Here is a 14866-nt window from a genome sequence, read left to right on the forward strand (position 1 = left end):
CACATGCCTCCTATTCACGCATCTTCGGATCTAACGCATCACGCAGTCCGTCTGCCAAAATATTAAATCCGATCATAATCAATGAAATGACAATCGCAGGGAAAATCATGATATGCGGGTTGATTTGCAACGCTTTGAAACCGTCATTGATCAATGTACCAAGTGAGGCATCCGGCGGCTGCAGTCCCAAACCGATAAAGCTTAAGAATGCTTCAAAGAAAATGGCGTTAGGGATGGTAAACATTGTATTGACAATGATCATACCCAGAGTATTTGGAATTAGATGCTTCGACAATATCCTAGGGTGGGAAGATCCCAATGTCCGTGATGCCAATACAAACTCCTGGCCTTTCAGCTTGAGGACTTGTCCCCTGACAATCCTGGCCATTCCGGTCCATCCCGTTATGGTGAGCGCGATAATTATCGCGATAATCCCAGGGTCTAATATCATGATCATCAGGATTACCACAACAAGGTTTGGAATTCCGACAAGTATTTCGATGATACGCTGCATGACATTATCTGTCCTGCCGCCAAAGTAGCCGGAAATACCGCCATAGGCTACACCGATGAGCATATCGATTGCAGCAGCTACAAACGCAATTAACAAGGAAATCCTGGTTCCGTACCAGGTACGTGTAAACAAGTCACGGCCCAATGTGTCGGTACCGAACCAAAAATACTCATCTTGAAGTCCTTTCGCTTCATAAATGTGATAGTAACCAGTTACTTTAGCAGAATCTTTGCTTCCATCGCCTTCACGCTTTACATCATAAGTGATGAATTCATCATCCCTCTGGGTAAAACGCTGACGGATGCGGTCTTTTGCTGCATCGACACTGGCAGCTTCATAGGTTTCCGTTTTTGTTCCATCAAGCCGCAGCCATTGGATTGATTCCAATCCTTGCACACGAGGCGGCAATTTGGACAACCCTAAATCCTGATCATCCACCCCGTCGTCGTTAAAATGCGGACCGATTATGGACATGACGGCAATCAACACGATTACGATCAGTCCGAATATGGCACCTTTGTTCGTTTTCAAACGTCTCCAGGCATCCTGCCAGTAAGTCAAGTTAGGACGCTGGATTTGTTCACTTTCATTTTCATCTGGCTTAGCAGGTACAAACAGGTCTTTATTCAGCTTTTCTTTGTCCATCAATCTTTACCTCCAGCTAATCGAATACGCGGATCTATGATTCCGTATAGTATATCGATTACAAGTATTATCAAGATGAAGAAGAAGGCGAAGAAAAGGGTTGTTCCCATGATTACCGGAAAATCATTTGTTGTTACCGAAGTGACAAATTGTTCTCCGATGCCAGGGATAGAAAAAATTTGTTCGATAACCAATGTACCTGTCATAAGGCTGACTGCCATTGGCCCCATTACAGTGACCAAAGGAATCAATGCATTACGCAAGCCGTGCTTAAACATAATGCCACCCTTTGTAACGCCTTTTGCCCGTGCGGTTACGATGTAATCCGAACCAAGTACTTCGATCATCTCTGTACGTAGAAAACGTGCTGCAATCGCAAGTGGGAAAATCGCCAAAGCGATTGTCGGCATAATCGTATGCTTGAAGCCTTCCCAAAATGCAATCGGCAAAAGACCAAGTTTTACGCCGACAAAGTATTGAAGCAAGCCGGCAAAAATGAATGACGGAATCGAAATACCAATCACTGAAATGACGTTGGACGTGTAATCGATCCAGGAATTATTTCGAACTGCGGCAACTAAACCGAGCAGCATACCGAGGATGGTACCGAGAATCATCGCCTGGAACCCTAAATGAGCTGAAACAGGAATCCTGCTAGCCAACAAATCGGTTACTGGCTGGTTATTCAATTGGAATGACACCCCTAAATCCCCTTGGACAAGGTTGCCTAAATAATTGATATATTGTACTGGTACAGGGTCATCTAAATTATATTTTTCATAAAGGATTTCCAATTGTGCTTCGGAAAGTTTTTCCTCTGCTTTCATTGGTGAGCCTGGCAGCATCTTCATGAGAAAGAATGAAAACGTCGCAATCAAGAACAACGTGAGCAGCATATAGCCAAGCCGCTGAAGTATATATCTCGCCATCCCTATCCCTCCTAATCTATCAAGATTATATTTAATCTTCTAATAATTCTAAAAATCTAGTCAAATTGAAAAAGAGAGTATACGCCCGCAAGCAGCTGGCAGTACACTCTCCTCTCCTCTACCAAAGAGGTAATTCATCATCTCATAGTATCAAGTTTATTCTTCGATATAAGCCCACTTATATGAGAAGTCTGCCCCCATTGGATTGAAAATAACGCCTTTAACAGATGGTCTCCACAGATATGCACGGGAACGCTGGTACAATGGGGCGATCGCCGCATCATCCATCAGCACTTTTTCTGCTTCAAGATAGTTGTCATAACGTGCAGACAGGTCTGTCAACAATTCGTTATTCGCTTCTTTGATCAAGGAATCATATTCTTCGTTGTTATAGTTCATAGTCATATACGGGCTGTCAGAAGTCCACATGTTCAACCATGTACTCGGGTCAAGATAGTCTGGACCCCAGCCTGAATTTTGGATGTCATAGTCAGAAGCTTCATCTCTTGCAATACGTTCTTCAAACGGCACAGAAGAAATTTCGACAGTCAAACCTTCAAGTGTTTCTTCAAGCTGGTTCTTGATGTAAGCATCCATTTCCGTAGCAGTTTCAGTGTCACCGCCAAGGTAGCGAAGCTCGATAGAATCTACACCCAACTCATCAAGACCTTTTTGCCACAATTCTTTCGCTTGTTCTTTATCCGTAGTCAGCAAGTCACCATTGATGTCACGGAAGTCTTCACCAGATTCTGGATGAGTGGTGAAATCTACTGGTACAGCTGCATTAGATACAATCGAACCGTTAGCAAGGATTACATCAACCATGTCTTGCTTGTTGATTGCCATGGCAATCGCCTTACGGATGTTTTTGTTTGCAAGGTATTCGTTTGCCTGGTTCATTTTCAAGTAGAACAAGGTTGGTTCTGGAAGTGTACGGTAATCTTCCGTTCCAGCATATTGTTCCACGAATTCAGCAGTCAAGCTAGCACGGTCTGTTTCTCCAGTGTCATACAGGTTAACAGCTGTACTTGTTTCTTTAACAACGTCAACGTTGATTTCTTCTAGCTGGACAGTTTCAGCATCCCAGTAATCCGGGTTCTTTTTCATTGTCCAAGATTCATTTGCTTTCGGATCCCAGTCTTCGAGTACGAATGGGCCATTGTAAATCAAGTTGTCAGAAGTTAGTGCATAGTCATCGCCTTGTTCTGTTACAAAATCTTCATTTAACGGCAAGTAGGTGCCGAATGTTAGCAAGCTGTGGAAATATGGTACAGCTTTTTCCAAAGTGATTTTCAATTCATAGTCGCTGACTGCTTCGACGCCAAGTTCTTCAACGTCTTTTTCACCATTGTTGATGGCAGTAGCATTTTTAAGTACATCGTTCATCATGAAGGGGCCGTATTCAGATCCTGTATCCGGATCGATAGCACGTCTCCAAGCGAACACGAAATCGTGGGCAGTTACAGGGTCGCCGTTGGACCAAACTGCATCTTCACGTAGTTTAATATTCCAAGTCAAACCATCTTCACTTACTTCAGGTTCTCCTTCAGCAATACCTGGTACCGGCTCAGCATTTTCACCTAGACGGTAAAGACCTTCCATAGTGGAGCCCAAGTATTGGAATGCAACAGCGTCAGTTGCGTGAGAAGAATCCATGGTCGGGATTTGCGAAGTATCAAGCAGGTTAAGCACCTGTTCGCCACTAGCCTCTCCGCCTTCTTCTGAAGTACCTTCATCGGTACCTTCTTCAGTTCCTGTGTCTTCACCGCTGCTGTCGCCTTCGGAACTGGATCCGCCGGAACAAGCTGCAAGGAAAACACTCAATAGTAGTGCCATTGCAAGCAATAGCCAATTTGCCTTTCTCATGAAGTAAATGACCTCCCCTTAGATTAAATTTTCTAAATATTTGCGCGGATGTTTGATCCACAATTTGAATTATACAAGTTTTCATACAATTTTGCATCATTTTTTTTACAAAAATTTTATCAAACCGCATAAACATTGCATTCTAATTACATAAAATAGTTCTTTTGTACTAGCTAATTGTCATTCATTGCTTGTTTTTACGAAACTATATCAAGACGTTTTTCATTCATCCCATATATACGTTTATTGATTTCCTTTCCTATGAATTATTTTACCGTTTGTCCAATCATGCTATAATACTTCATATCTATGGAAAAGTTGGTGTATGTATGAAAGTTCTTCAGAATAAGTGGGTGTTGCTCGTGTTAAACATTGCAGCCAGCCTGCTTGTTTTCCTGTTTGTCACTCCTGTTCTGCAGCTGGAACAGCTGATCAATATCCTCTTTTACTTCGGCAGCTGTTGGTTGTTTGTCGGTATATTTGTATGGATTGTCCATAGCGGCTTTTTTGATGGAGTTGTATATGGTTTCAGGAAATCGTTCGAACGAAGCTTTAAACGGAAAGATTATTTTGCGGAAACTGATACGCTGCCTTCCGAAAAAGTGAGCATTTCCTTTGTCAAAGCCGTCTCTTTCCAGGGGATCAGTTTGCTTCTGTTAATGCTTATCCTGTTGGCATGGTTTTATGCAGCCTAGGACAATGCTCTGTTGAAATTTCAATTAAATAATAGTTAATTTATAATTCTTTACTTCAGAGTTTTAGAAATGGAGCGGCGGTTCGCCGCTTTTTTATTTTTCTCTGCTTTTATTCATTTTTGGACAAAACATAACCTCTTGATAGGCGGAACGGCTATTTTACAAGGATATTGTCACTGTTTAATGTATAGGAGGACACGTTCGATCGTTAAATCCGTACTAAGTCAAAGGAATTGAACCGATGGATGGACTTTATACGTTGATCATAGATAAGATGAAGTTCGTTTTCGGCGGTTCTCGGCTTGTTTTAAAGTGCGTTTTCAACGGCTCTCTGCCTCTTTTTGAGCTTCCCTTCATTGGCGGAGCTGCTTTTAGGAGGTTGCCCTTGCATTTCCTGACAAGACTTTATATAATGTAAAAAAATCAATATCAAAAGCAATGAAAAAGGCGTAGTACAATCGCCCGCTGATTTATAGAGAGCTTGTGGCTGGTGGAAACAAGCATCAAGGTGGATTGGAATTGGACTTTCGAGCTAAATTGAATTCTCAAGTGATCAACTGGTCGACAGTTTGATAACAAGGGTGGCACCGCGGTTCATTCGTCCCTTCGAAAGAGGGAAAGAATGAGCTTTTTTTGTGTTCGATTTTTGCTCGCAAATTCCTTAATCAATGCTTTACATTATGAAGAGGTGATTATCATGAAGACTATATTTTCGGGAATCCAACCGAGCGGAACGTTGACACTCGGAAACTATCTAGGAGCAATGAAACAGTTCGTCGAGTTACAGGAAGAAAACCACTGCTATTTTTGTATCGTTGACGAACATGCCATTACCGTTCCACAGGACCGTTTGAAGCTGCGGGATAACATTCGCTCGCTTGCAGCCCTCTATCTGGCATCAGGTATCGATCCAGAAAAATCCACATTGTTTATTCAGTCCGAAGTGGCCGCCCATACACAGTTAGGCTGGATGTTACAATCCATCAGTTATATCGGTGAATTGGAGCGGATGACGCAATTCAAAGACAAATCAGCAGGAAAAGAAGCAGTTTCTTCTTCACTGCTTACTTACCCTCCGCTAATGGCTGCAGACATTTTGCTTTATAAGACAGACGTGGTCCCGGTGGGGGATGATCAAAAGCAGCATCTGGAACTCACCCGTAATTTAGCCCAAAGGTTCAATAATAAATTCAATGACATCTTTACCGTTCCGGAAATTAGTATTCCGAAAACCGGCGCAAGGATTATGTCCTTACAAGACCCAACCAAAAAAATGAGTAAATCTGATTCGAATCAAAAGGCCTCCATTTTCATGCTGGATGATGAGAAGAAAATTGAAAAGAAAATCAAAAGTGCAGTCACTGATTCAGAAGGGATTGTTAAATTTGATAAAGAAAACAAACCTGGTGTATCCAACCTGCTTGCCATCCACGCAAGCTGTACCGGTATCTCCATTGCTGAATTGGAGAGCAAGTACCAGGACAAAGGTTATGGGCAGTTCAAACAAGATACCGCCGATGCGGTTATTTCCCTGCTCAAGCCTCTTCAAGAGCGCTACTATGAGTTGATCGACTCGCAGGAACTTGATGATATTCTCGATAGCGGTGCTGATAAAGCCGAGCAAGCTGCAAACAAAATGCTTGCCAAAGCAAAAAAAGCAATGGGATTGGGAAGAGTCAAAAAGAAGCCGAAAAAGTGATTGTTGCACAAATAATCCTTAAATACTTTTTCAATGGAAAAACCCGCAAAAACAGTTCTCTTTGCGGGTTTTCTTTTTCCTATTCCATAAGAAAGACAGGCAACTATCCGGTCTTTCTTTTGTTAAAGCATTCGTTTGTACGTGTTTTGCTGCTCCTGATTCTGTTCCAGTTCATACATTTTCTCGAAGAACGGCTGACCTTTTACCAACTTGGCACAAAGTTCTTCATGCGCTCTGCTCCAGCCCGGACTTACTCCTTCGTACAAAGCTTGCCAGGCAGCGTTGAAGTCCATCTGCCGGATTTGCGAATATTGGTCCGGATTCCACTCTGTCAGCCAGTAACGGACTTCCTGTAAGTTTTGCGTACCCTCCAGCTGATCTAAAGCCATCATCAATAATTGCTTTAGCTGCCGTTCTTTCCTTGTTAATCCCAGCATCGAATCAGGTGAGAGTGACAAAATATGATATTCTTTCTCCCTCTGTTCCGGAGAAAAAGAAAACTCCAATCTGCTCGTACCGTCAATTAAATCGTACACAAGCCGTTCCTGTCTCGGTATTAACCTGCTTTTTCTAACCGGCAGGTGGTAGCCCATCGTATCGATAGCCAATATTGACTGGCCATCCGTGATCACACAGGCATATTCCAACGGTATCCGTTCTTGGTTTTTCCGCAAGTATGCCCGCTGATGAATTGCCTCCAGCAAGCTTTTGGGCAAATCCTGCAAGTCATTTTCTATATAGTGGTACAACATCTCATCAATGTAAAGAACCGGTACCTGGTCCAGCAGTTCAATGCCGTCTTCTTTTCTCCATTCATGAAATGCGCAAACATTGTAGCCGTTTTCTTCGCCTTCAAACCAATTCACCCATACGTCGTGTAAATACAACATGTCGAACCCCCGCTTTATTAATTGGATCGTTAGAAAATTGCGGCCTATTGAGACTTGCCGGCATTCCTTCATGCTGTTCCTATCATCTTGACCTGCCTGCTGCCAGTCGGCCTGGCCGGAAATTGTGGATCGTACAATATATAACCGCTTTATTTACGATACATTATGGCCAAAAAAGGAATAATTATTCTAACCAACCTAATAATTAACAGGTATTACCCTGGATACTTATATATTGCGATGATGATCAAAAGAAGACCAAGCGGAAGAAAATAACATTCCAATCTCCCCTGGATAAATAAGAAGTAATCGATCCAGGAAAGGCCCGCAGGAATGAAATTCAAGTAGAGAATGAACGTGACGCCGCCAGATACAGCTAAACCGAATCCTACAAGAAACAATAAAATATAGCCCACGATTTCTTCCCCCTGCCTGTCCGACTTGATCGTTTACTTATATGTATGTAGGACAGGCAGTTCTGATGCCCTGTAAGTTCTTTTCACTAAAAAAAGCATACGAAAAATTGCCGGGACAAAATCATGACTGCCAAGACCAAAACCGGTCGACTTGATTGTTTCAATTTGGTATAGTGCCCACGGAGTGCGAGTACCTTGCTTCAGTGGAGAGTTGCACGATTCATATAATACAAAAAAAGCCGAACGAAATCGTTCGGCTTTTTTTCCTCTATTCTTTTGTCCTAGTTCCCCGGGAAAAAATCAAACATCCTGATATTTCTTGAAAATAAGGGTCGCATTGTGACCACCGAATCCAAGCGAGTTACTCAATGCATATTCGTATTCCTGGTGTCTTGCTTTATTCGGTACATAATCGAGGTCACATTCTGGATCCGGTGTTTCCAAATTGATCGTTGGCGGTAAAATGCTCTCGTTGATGGATTTAACCGAAATAATTGCCTCAATTGCCCCTGCTGCGCCCAGCAAGTGGCCGGTCATCGACTTGGTAGAAGATATCGCCAAGTTATCAGCATGCCCACCGAAAACTTGCTTGATCGCTTTTGTTTCAAATGGATCGTTCAATTCGGTACTCGTGCCATGCGCATTGATATAAGCAACTTCAGATACATCGACACCCGCATCGCTTATTGCCTGGTTCATGGAACGGACAGCTCCTTCCCCTTCTGGAGCCGGGGAAGTAATATGGTAGGCATCTCCGGCAGATCCGTAGCCGACGATCTCTGCATAAATTTTCGCTCCACGCTGTCTGGCGGATTCTAATGTTTCGATAACAAGTATTCCTGCTCCTTCACCCATGACAAATCCGTCACGATTTTTATCGAATGGACGGCTTGCTGTTTTCGGATCATCATTGAAGGTCAATGCTTTTGCAGTAGAAAACCCGGCGAAAGCCATTTTTGTAAGAGGGGCTTCTGCGCCGCCGGTAATCATGACATCTGCATCTCCCCGCTGGATGACTTTAAAGGCGTCGCCAATGGAATTGGTCCCGGATGCACAAGCTGTCACCGTACAGGAATTGATTCCTTTCGCTCCCAATTGGATGGAAATTTGACCGGCTGCCATATCAGGGATAAGCATTGGTACAAAGAACGGGCTTACACGACGGTAGCCTTTTTCCTGGAATTTTTCAAACTGCTCTTCGTACGTCTTCATGCCGCCAATGCCGGAACCTACCCAGACACCCACACGCGGGGCCAGTTCTTCTGTTATATCCAGGTCGGCGTCTTTTACCGCCATTTTTGCGGCACCGACAGCATATTGCGTAAACAGATCCATCCGTTTGGCTTCTTTTTTCTCCATGTAATTCACTGGATCCCAGTCTTTCACTTCACCCGCAACTTTTGCCGGAAAATCGTCTTTGTCGACTTTGGTCACAAAATCGATTCCCGATTTTCCTTCTATAATATTCCCCCACATCGTGTCTACATCATTACCGACAGGGCTGACAGCTCCTAGTCCAGTGATAACTACACGTCTATTTTCCATTATATGCTCCTCCTTCACTATCCCATGTCTATTATCTACCATATTTGAATGCAACCGCACCCCATGTAAGTCCTCCGCCAAAACCGACGAGAACCACTAAATCATCTTCCTTTATTTTACCGTTTTTTACTCCTTCAGACAAAGCAATCGGAATAGAAGCCGCTGAAGTGTTTCCGTATCTTTTTACGGATGTCGCCATTTTTTCTTCTGGAATACCAAGTTTTTCGCGCGCGGCTTCCATGATTCTGATATTCGCTTGATGAGGAATCAAATAGTCGACGTCTTCCCGTTTGAACCCGGCTTTTTCCACTACATTAACCGAGGATTCCGGCATCTGCCGTACGGCGAACTTGAATACCTCCCGGCCGTTCATGCTCAAGTAGTCTTTATCTTGATAAAGATATTTACCGCCTGAACCATCAGCGCCCAATTCAAATGATAATATACCGCGTTCGTCGCTGACTTCGCCAATAACAGCTGCTCCGGCACCATCGCCGAACAGGACGCATGTGTTACGATCTGTCCAGTCCGTAATCTTGGACAACTTTTCGACACCTACGACGAGGATGTTTTTGTAAACACCTGTGTCGATGAATTGTTTGGCTGTCACCATTCCATACATAAAACCGGAACACGCTGCACTTAAATCCATTGCCGCAACCTTATCGGCTCCCAATCGATCCTGAAGCATGCATGATACGGATGGGAAAGGCGTGTCAGGCGTCACGGTCGCCACCATGATCATATCTAGGTCCTTTCCCGTGATACCTGCGTCCTCCATCGCGTTCACTGCTGCTCTGTATGCCATTTCCGATGTGTCCATATCATCTTCTGCGATTCTTCTCTCTTCAATACCGGTTCTGGTCCGGATCCATTCGTCAGTCGTATCGACTATTTTTTCCAAATCAAAATTGGTCAACACTTTTTCCGGTACGTAGTGACCGGTCCCTGTTATACCTGCCCTCATCTATTACCTCTCCTCATCATACAGAGTTTACTATCAATTATTAAGACTTGGTACTAATTTTAATCGATTCATTCATTTTATTCAAGTTTTTCACAGACTATTCCGCCTTGACCGTGATGAATGCCTGCGCTCAAAGCCTTGCCCTTCAATAAACTGGTATGGGAGGTGATATAATGGCCGACAGAAACCGAGACAGCGGCAGCCCGGGACACAACCGTTTCGATGAAATGATGTTCGGGCCGCGGAGAGGAATTTCCCAGGATGATGAAGGACCGACAGCCGCACCGGGAAAGGGGGAAGAAACGGAGTCATTCGATTTGTTTGGCACTGCCCAGACTGTGATGGAAACCTATCAGCAACTATCGCCCTACGTTAAAGAAATTTCCGGTTTAATCAAGCAATTCCGGAAATAAAATTTGCTGTCAAGCTGCGTCCGTGCTTTACGGGCGCTTAGTTTAAAAGCATATGCTGCGCAATAAAAGAAAAGCGCAAAAGGAGTACAGGTCTACATTCCACTCGTCCTGTGGCAAGGCTTCAAGCCCCACACAATCCGTGCTTCCGAAAAGCTTGAAAAAGCTCCCAAGTGGCAGTCTTTTCCATGCAGAGGATTGACCTAAGACCTCGAGGGGAGGGCGCTGAGCCAGACCTGTGGAATTTACACTTTCTCATCTTTAAAAAAAGACTGCCCTGCTTGTCCAAGCAATAAGGCGGCCTTGTTCTTTTTTATTGTTCATTGGGCAACAAGCCCGTATCCTTATACTCATCAATTGCTTCCTGAATCTCTTTTACAAAGCTTTCGGGTACTTCAGGACTGAATTTCCCCATGGTGATTCCTCCATCCTGAAAATCGTACGTCATCACATCTCCTGTCAATTCCCCCTCATTGAAAGCTTCCGCTGTTTGCAGGTAAATATCATCGACATGCTGAACAGTACTGGTCAACACCGTGTTTTTACCTAAGCTGGCCTGATCGGTAACATAGCCGATTGCATATAATCCTTTTTCTTTTACTTTATTGATCACCTGGACACTGAACTGGTCTCCTGTCGGATAGAAAACATCGACGTCATCGGCGCTCATTTGGTCCAACAAGTCCAAGGCCCTATCACTGTCATCCCAGCTATTCACAAAGTTCATATGTACAGATGCGTCAGGGTTTTGGTAATTTACTCCCTCATAAAATCCCTCGATTTCTGGCTGCCATTCAAAAGCGCCAATCAAACCGACATTGTTGGTGGATGTCATTTTTCCGGCTACCATTCCACTGAAAAATCCCATGGCATGAGAATTGAAATTGACAGAAGTCAAGTTGTCCCCGGTATATCCCCCATTGAAGTAAACAAAATGAATATCTGGATATGCCTCATTGATTTCATCGAACATTTTCCCGTAGTTGCTACTGTGACCAAAGATTAAATTAATCCCTTGATTCGAGAATTCCTCGACAGCACGATTGACATCCTGCTGTGTTTGTATGCCTTCTTTAAAATAAACGTCTACATCATATTCTTCTTTGATTTTCAAAAGTCCCTGATAGCCTTTATTTCCCCAGGTTTGATCATGGATGGAGTTTTCCACCAGCATGCCGACCCTGTCTATTTCACCTCCACCCAAGGTAGAGCAGCCGGCTGCCATAAGTAAACAGAAACCGGCAAGGAAGACAAGCGGAACAAATCGATATCTATTTTTCACCGTGTGCACTCCCAATCGGTCAGTATTCTCTAGTACTATTCTACCGTCTTACTTCTAGTCCGTAAACGTATCGAATTATTACATTCTGATTACATTAGTAAAAAGAAATAAACTTTTCATAGTGCCGCTGTAGTTTCTTTTGACGTTGTCCGGTCGATTCTGAATGAAAAACTGGAATCACTTCGGCATCTGTCTCTCTTTGACCCTCCTGGTCTCCTGAAGGACTGATGATAACATGCTTTTTCGATTGCTTTGTTTTCAACAAAGGAAAGAATTCTTGTAAAAAGTCTTTTATATATACAGCATCGTCATGGAAAGTTTGCGAATCAAAGGGGACTTCGCCTCCATCCGGACTGAACATGCTGTCCTTCGACCGCGGCATCCATTCTCCATATAACATCGGTAATTCCACATGACACCAATCTTCTTTATTGGTTGGGCGTTCCTGCATTTTCCCATTCAGCAAAAATTTCCGGGACGCTTTGAGCGCATCCGGCACCGGTGCTTTTTGTTCCGTTTCTATTTGTATGATTGCTTCTAAATTTGCTTCTGTTTTGCTTGTTTGATACTCCTCCACTGTGGGGAATAATTGAAATGAACTGTTCCGTGCCAAAAAAGCCCAAAAATTATCTTGCCTGACAGTCGTAGCTTCCCCTATTCCGATAACTTGTTCGCCATGATACAGCAACTTTTCGCAGAGATGGAAACCTATCCAGTCAAAACAAGGTAAAATTAAATACATTGGAAACCCCTCCCTTTCCACTATTCTCGACAAACAAAGGAATTTGGATATATAACTGTTTTTTATATTTATTTTTCAACAGGCTTCTGCTAAACTTAAAACAGAATGTGTAAAAAATGAGGTGAAATGATTGCGTTATCTTTGGACAGTTATCTGGTCATTTTTACTTAGCTTTTTGATTTCGTATGTATTATCAAGCATGGGCGGAGCTTCTCTTCCGTTCGATCAGGTGCTTGTGCTGACAGTAATTTTTTCTGTGGCAATTTTTCTTTTAGGCGGTGCCTTGAAGGAAGAAACAGAATAGGCTGCATTCGCTGCCACTTTGGTTGAAAACCCTTGCCCACAAGGAGTCGGCAAGGGTTTATTAGTACGGAAAAAATTAATACCAGGGAAGCGCGCTCAGTGCAACCAGTGCTGTCAATGGCAGCACAAGACGGCGGAACCTTCCCGGCCCGTATCCATATCCGTATCCTGGATAACCATATCCCGGATAGCCGTAACCCGGATAAAATCCAAACTGCCGATCGTCTCCATAACCTGTATGGTATTCAGGTACAGTTGTTTGGATCGGAACGGCCATATACACAAAATCTTCATCCAAATCGACAACGATACCGTCCACTTTGCTCCCGTCATTCAATTCAGCAAGTACATAGGAATTCATATGGGATTTGCAAAGCTCATATATATGGTGGTGGCTGTGTGGTCTGTTCATGTCGACTACCTCCTTCACACTTTAGCCTATTCATGGCTGACTGGGTATGTGACAGGGGACGATGAATGTTCTCAAAGAACAAGAAACCATTTTAGATAAAAGCATTGCTTTAACATTGGGAGGAAAAACATGGATTTTGCCAACGATTTTTGGATTTTAGTCAAATATGTATTTTTAGGGTTGTTTCAAGGTTTCACAGAACCGATACCGATTTCTTCCAGCGGCCACCTCGTCCTGCTGAGAAATTTATTTCAGTTGGACATTCATGGATTGTCCTTTGAAATTTTAGTGAATGCTGGTTCATTGATTGCGGTACTGCTTATATACAGAAAGGATATACTCCGTTTAATCCAAAACGGCTTCCGTTACCTGTTCACCAAACAGCCGGAAGCTCGAGATGATTTTCGATTTATTTTATACTTGATCGTCGGGACCATTCCTGCCGGCATAATCGGAATTTTGTTCGAAGAACAGATTGGAGAAGTATTCGGTTTTTCGAAAATGGTCGGCATCACGTTGATTATCACCGGAATTGCCTTATGGATTATCCGCAATATTAAAGGCTACAAAAATGACGGGGAAATCACATTCAAGGATGCACTCATCGTCGGCCTGGCGCAGGCTGTGGCGCTGATACCGGGAATCAGCCGTTCTGGGGCCACGATCGTCGGTGCCATGCTGCTTGGCATGCACAAGGAAACAGCACTGCGTTACTCGTTTTTGCTTTATATTCCCGTAAGTCTGGGCACACTTGTCCTCAGTATCGGGGAGATTGTGAACGACGATCAGTTCAGCGCCCTGTTCATCCCTTACTTGCTTGCGTTTATGGCTGCCATCATTGCCACCTATTATTCACTCCGGTGGTTTATGAATATCATGGCTAAAGGGAACTTAAAATACTTTTCCTTCTATTGTTTCATTGTCGGTATTCTTGCCATATTGTTCTTGTAAACGAAAAGCTGTCCAGCATGAGTCATGCGGGCAGCTTTTTTAAAATGTCACAGTTGTGATTTTATCCTGTAGATAATAACAACCAGTCTTCCTCTATCCCAGTTGGTGGTTCATCAGGTGGATGAAGTGCTCTTTCCGCTTACTTCTATTCCAGATCGAATTTCAGCAGTGTTCGTTGCCAATCCTCACTTAAAGTGTCGATCCGCGAACTAAATATCCACCAAAAAACATAAAAAAACCCCCTTGCACAGTGCAAGGGGTCTAGCGTACATTAATCCGGGATACCCAGGGCGATTTTGGCATATCTGGACATCCGATCTTTCGACCACGGCGGATTCCAAACAATATTGACTTTGGTTTCTTTTACTTCCGGAATGTCGCTCAGAACAAATTTAACATCTTGTTCAATATGGCCAGCCAGCGGGCAGCCCATTGCCGTCAATGTCATAGTGACGGTGGCCACACCGTTTTCATCTAAATCCACTCCATAGACAAGGCCTAAGTTTACAATATCTATCCCGAGTTCCGGGTCAATTACGTTCTCAAGAGCACCCATCAAGTTTTCCTGCAATGCTTCCTCCATCATACAACCTCCTTGAT

General features: G+C 43.4%; 16 protein-coding genes and 1 other annotated feature. Of the genes, 5 read left to right on the forward strand and 11 right to left on the reverse strand.

Features of this window, described 5'->3' with window-relative positions:
- Positions 1–10: 10 nt before the first annotated feature.
- The 3 genes from opp3C to ABVF09_RS15730 form a co-directional block, all read right to left on the reverse strand.
- Complete coding sequence (gene opp3C / locus ABVF09_RS15720; RefSeq protein ID WP_026771741.1) at positions 11–1159, reverse strand: oligopeptide ABC transporter permease; 1149 nt, start codon at positions 1157–1159, stop codon at positions 11–13.
- A complete protein-coding gene (gene opp3b, locus ABVF09_RS15725) occupies positions 1159–2088 on the reverse strand; it encodes an oligopeptide ABC transporter permease (RefSeq protein WP_026571110.1) in 930 nt (309 codons plus the stop codon). The genes opp3C and opp3b overlap by 1 nt, the downstream gene beginning before the upstream one ends.
- 156 nt (positions 2089–2244) lie before the next feature.
- Positions 2245–3954: a peptide ABC transporter substrate-binding protein gene (locus ABVF09_RS15730; RefSeq protein WP_153462283.1), complete on the reverse strand. Its 1710-nt coding sequence runs from the start codon at positions 3952–3954 to the stop codon at positions 2245–2247.
- Positions 3955–4283: 329 nt separating this feature from the next.
- Between ABVF09_RS15730 and ABVF09_RS15735 the strand changes: the two genes are divergently transcribed.
- Both ABVF09_RS15735 and trpS read left to right on the forward strand, forming a co-directional pair.
- A complete protein-coding gene (locus ABVF09_RS15735) occupies positions 4284–4649 on the forward strand; it encodes a DUF3899 domain-containing protein (RefSeq protein WP_371069620.1) in 366 nt (121 codons plus the stop codon).
- Between the two features lie 429 nt (positions 4650–5078).
- Positions 5079–5258 (forward strand) — a binding site (T-box leader).
- An 88-nt stretch (positions 5259–5346) separates the two neighbouring features.
- Entirely contained in the window at positions 5347–6348 is a 1002-nt protein-coding gene (gene trpS / locus ABVF09_RS15740; RefSeq protein ID WP_026771744.1) for a tryptophan--tRNA ligase, read from the forward strand.
- A gap of 122 nt (positions 6349–6470) precedes the next feature.
- Here trpS and ABVF09_RS15745 read toward each other — a convergent pair whose 3' ends face one another.
- The 4 genes from ABVF09_RS15745 to ABVF09_RS15760 all read right to left on the reverse strand — a co-directional run bounded on the left by ABVF09_RS15745 (position 6471) and on the right by ABVF09_RS15760 (position 10166).
- Complete coding sequence (locus ABVF09_RS15745) at positions 6471–7238, reverse strand: YjbA family protein (RefSeq protein ID WP_026571113.1); 768 nt, start codon at positions 7236–7238, stop codon at positions 6471–6473.
- A 215-nt stretch (positions 7239–7453) separates the two neighbouring features.
- The gene (locus ABVF09_RS15750) at positions 7454–7654 is read right to left on the reverse strand and encodes a YuzI family membrane protein (protein ID WP_026571114.1); all 201 of its coding nucleotides are present in this window, start codon (positions 7652–7654) and stop codon (positions 7454–7456) included.
- A gap of 300 nt (positions 7655–7954) precedes the next feature.
- Positions 7955–9199 (reverse strand): beta-ketoacyl-ACP synthase II, encoded by a 1245-nt coding sequence (fabF, locus tag ABVF09_RS15755; protein WP_371069621.1) that lies wholly within the window; start codon positions 9197–9199, stop codon positions 7955–7957.
- A 31-nt stretch (positions 9200–9230) separates the two neighbouring features.
- Complete coding sequence (locus ABVF09_RS15760; protein WP_026771746.1) at positions 9231–10166, reverse strand: beta-ketoacyl-ACP synthase III; 936 nt, start codon at positions 10164–10166, stop codon at positions 9231–9233.
- A 173-nt stretch (positions 10167–10339) separates the two neighbouring features.
- On the opposite strand from ABVF09_RS15760, the gene ABVF09_RS15765 reads away from it, so the two are divergent.
- The gene (locus ABVF09_RS15765; protein ID WP_026571117.1) at positions 10340–10579 is read left to right on the forward strand and encodes a hypothetical protein; all 240 of its coding nucleotides are present in this window, start codon (positions 10340–10342) and stop codon (positions 10577–10579) included.
- Between the two features lie 310 nt (positions 10580–10889).
- On the opposite strand, the gene ABVF09_RS15770 is transcribed toward ABVF09_RS15765, so the two are convergent.
- Both ABVF09_RS15770 and ABVF09_RS15775 read right to left on the reverse strand, forming a co-directional pair.
- Positions 10890–11858 carry a BMP family ABC transporter substrate-binding protein gene (locus ABVF09_RS15770; RefSeq protein ID WP_035427099.1) on the reverse strand — a complete coding sequence of 323 codons (969 nt, stop codon included), beginning with the start codon at positions 11856–11858 and terminating at the stop codon, positions 10890–10892.
- A gap of 94 nt (positions 11859–11952) precedes the next feature.
- A complete protein-coding gene (locus ABVF09_RS15775) occupies positions 11953–12600 on the reverse strand; it encodes a hypothetical protein (protein WP_026771748.1) in 648 nt (215 codons plus the stop codon).
- Positions 12601–12730: 130 nt separating this feature from the next.
- Between ABVF09_RS15775 and ABVF09_RS15780 the strand changes: the two genes are divergently transcribed.
- On the forward strand, positions 12731–12904 hold the full coding sequence (locus ABVF09_RS15780; RefSeq protein ID WP_081704571.1) for a YjzD family protein: 174 nt from the start codon (positions 12731–12733) through the stop codon (positions 12902–12904).
- A 75-nt stretch (positions 12905–12979) separates the two neighbouring features.
- Here the strand turns inward: ABVF09_RS15780 and ABVF09_RS15785 are convergent, their stop codons facing one another.
- On the reverse strand, positions 12980–13315 hold the full coding sequence (locus tag ABVF09_RS15785) for a hypothetical protein (RefSeq protein ID WP_026571119.1): 336 nt from the start codon (positions 13313–13315) through the stop codon (positions 12980–12982).
- A 129-nt stretch (positions 13316–13444) separates the two neighbouring features.
- Between ABVF09_RS15785 and ABVF09_RS15790 the strand changes: the two genes are divergently transcribed.
- Positions 13445–14266 (forward strand): undecaprenyl-diphosphate phosphatase, encoded by an 822-nt coding sequence (locus ABVF09_RS15790; RefSeq protein WP_026571120.1) that lies wholly within the window; start codon positions 13445–13447, stop codon positions 14264–14266.
- Positions 14267–14537: 271 nt separating this feature from the next.
- On the opposite strand, the gene ABVF09_RS15795 is transcribed toward ABVF09_RS15790, so the two are convergent.
- Positions 14538–14849: a metal-sulfur cluster assembly factor gene (locus ABVF09_RS15795; RefSeq protein WP_026571121.1), complete on the reverse strand. Its 312-nt coding sequence runs from the start codon at positions 14847–14849 to the stop codon at positions 14538–14540.
- Positions 14850–14866 lie beyond the last annotated feature (17 nt).

Source organism: Sediminibacillus sp. JSM 1682029 (genome assembly GCF_041366435.1).
Classification (GTDB): domain Bacteria; phylum Bacillota; class Bacilli; order Bacillales; family Amphibacillaceae; genus Sediminibacillus; species Sediminibacillus terrae.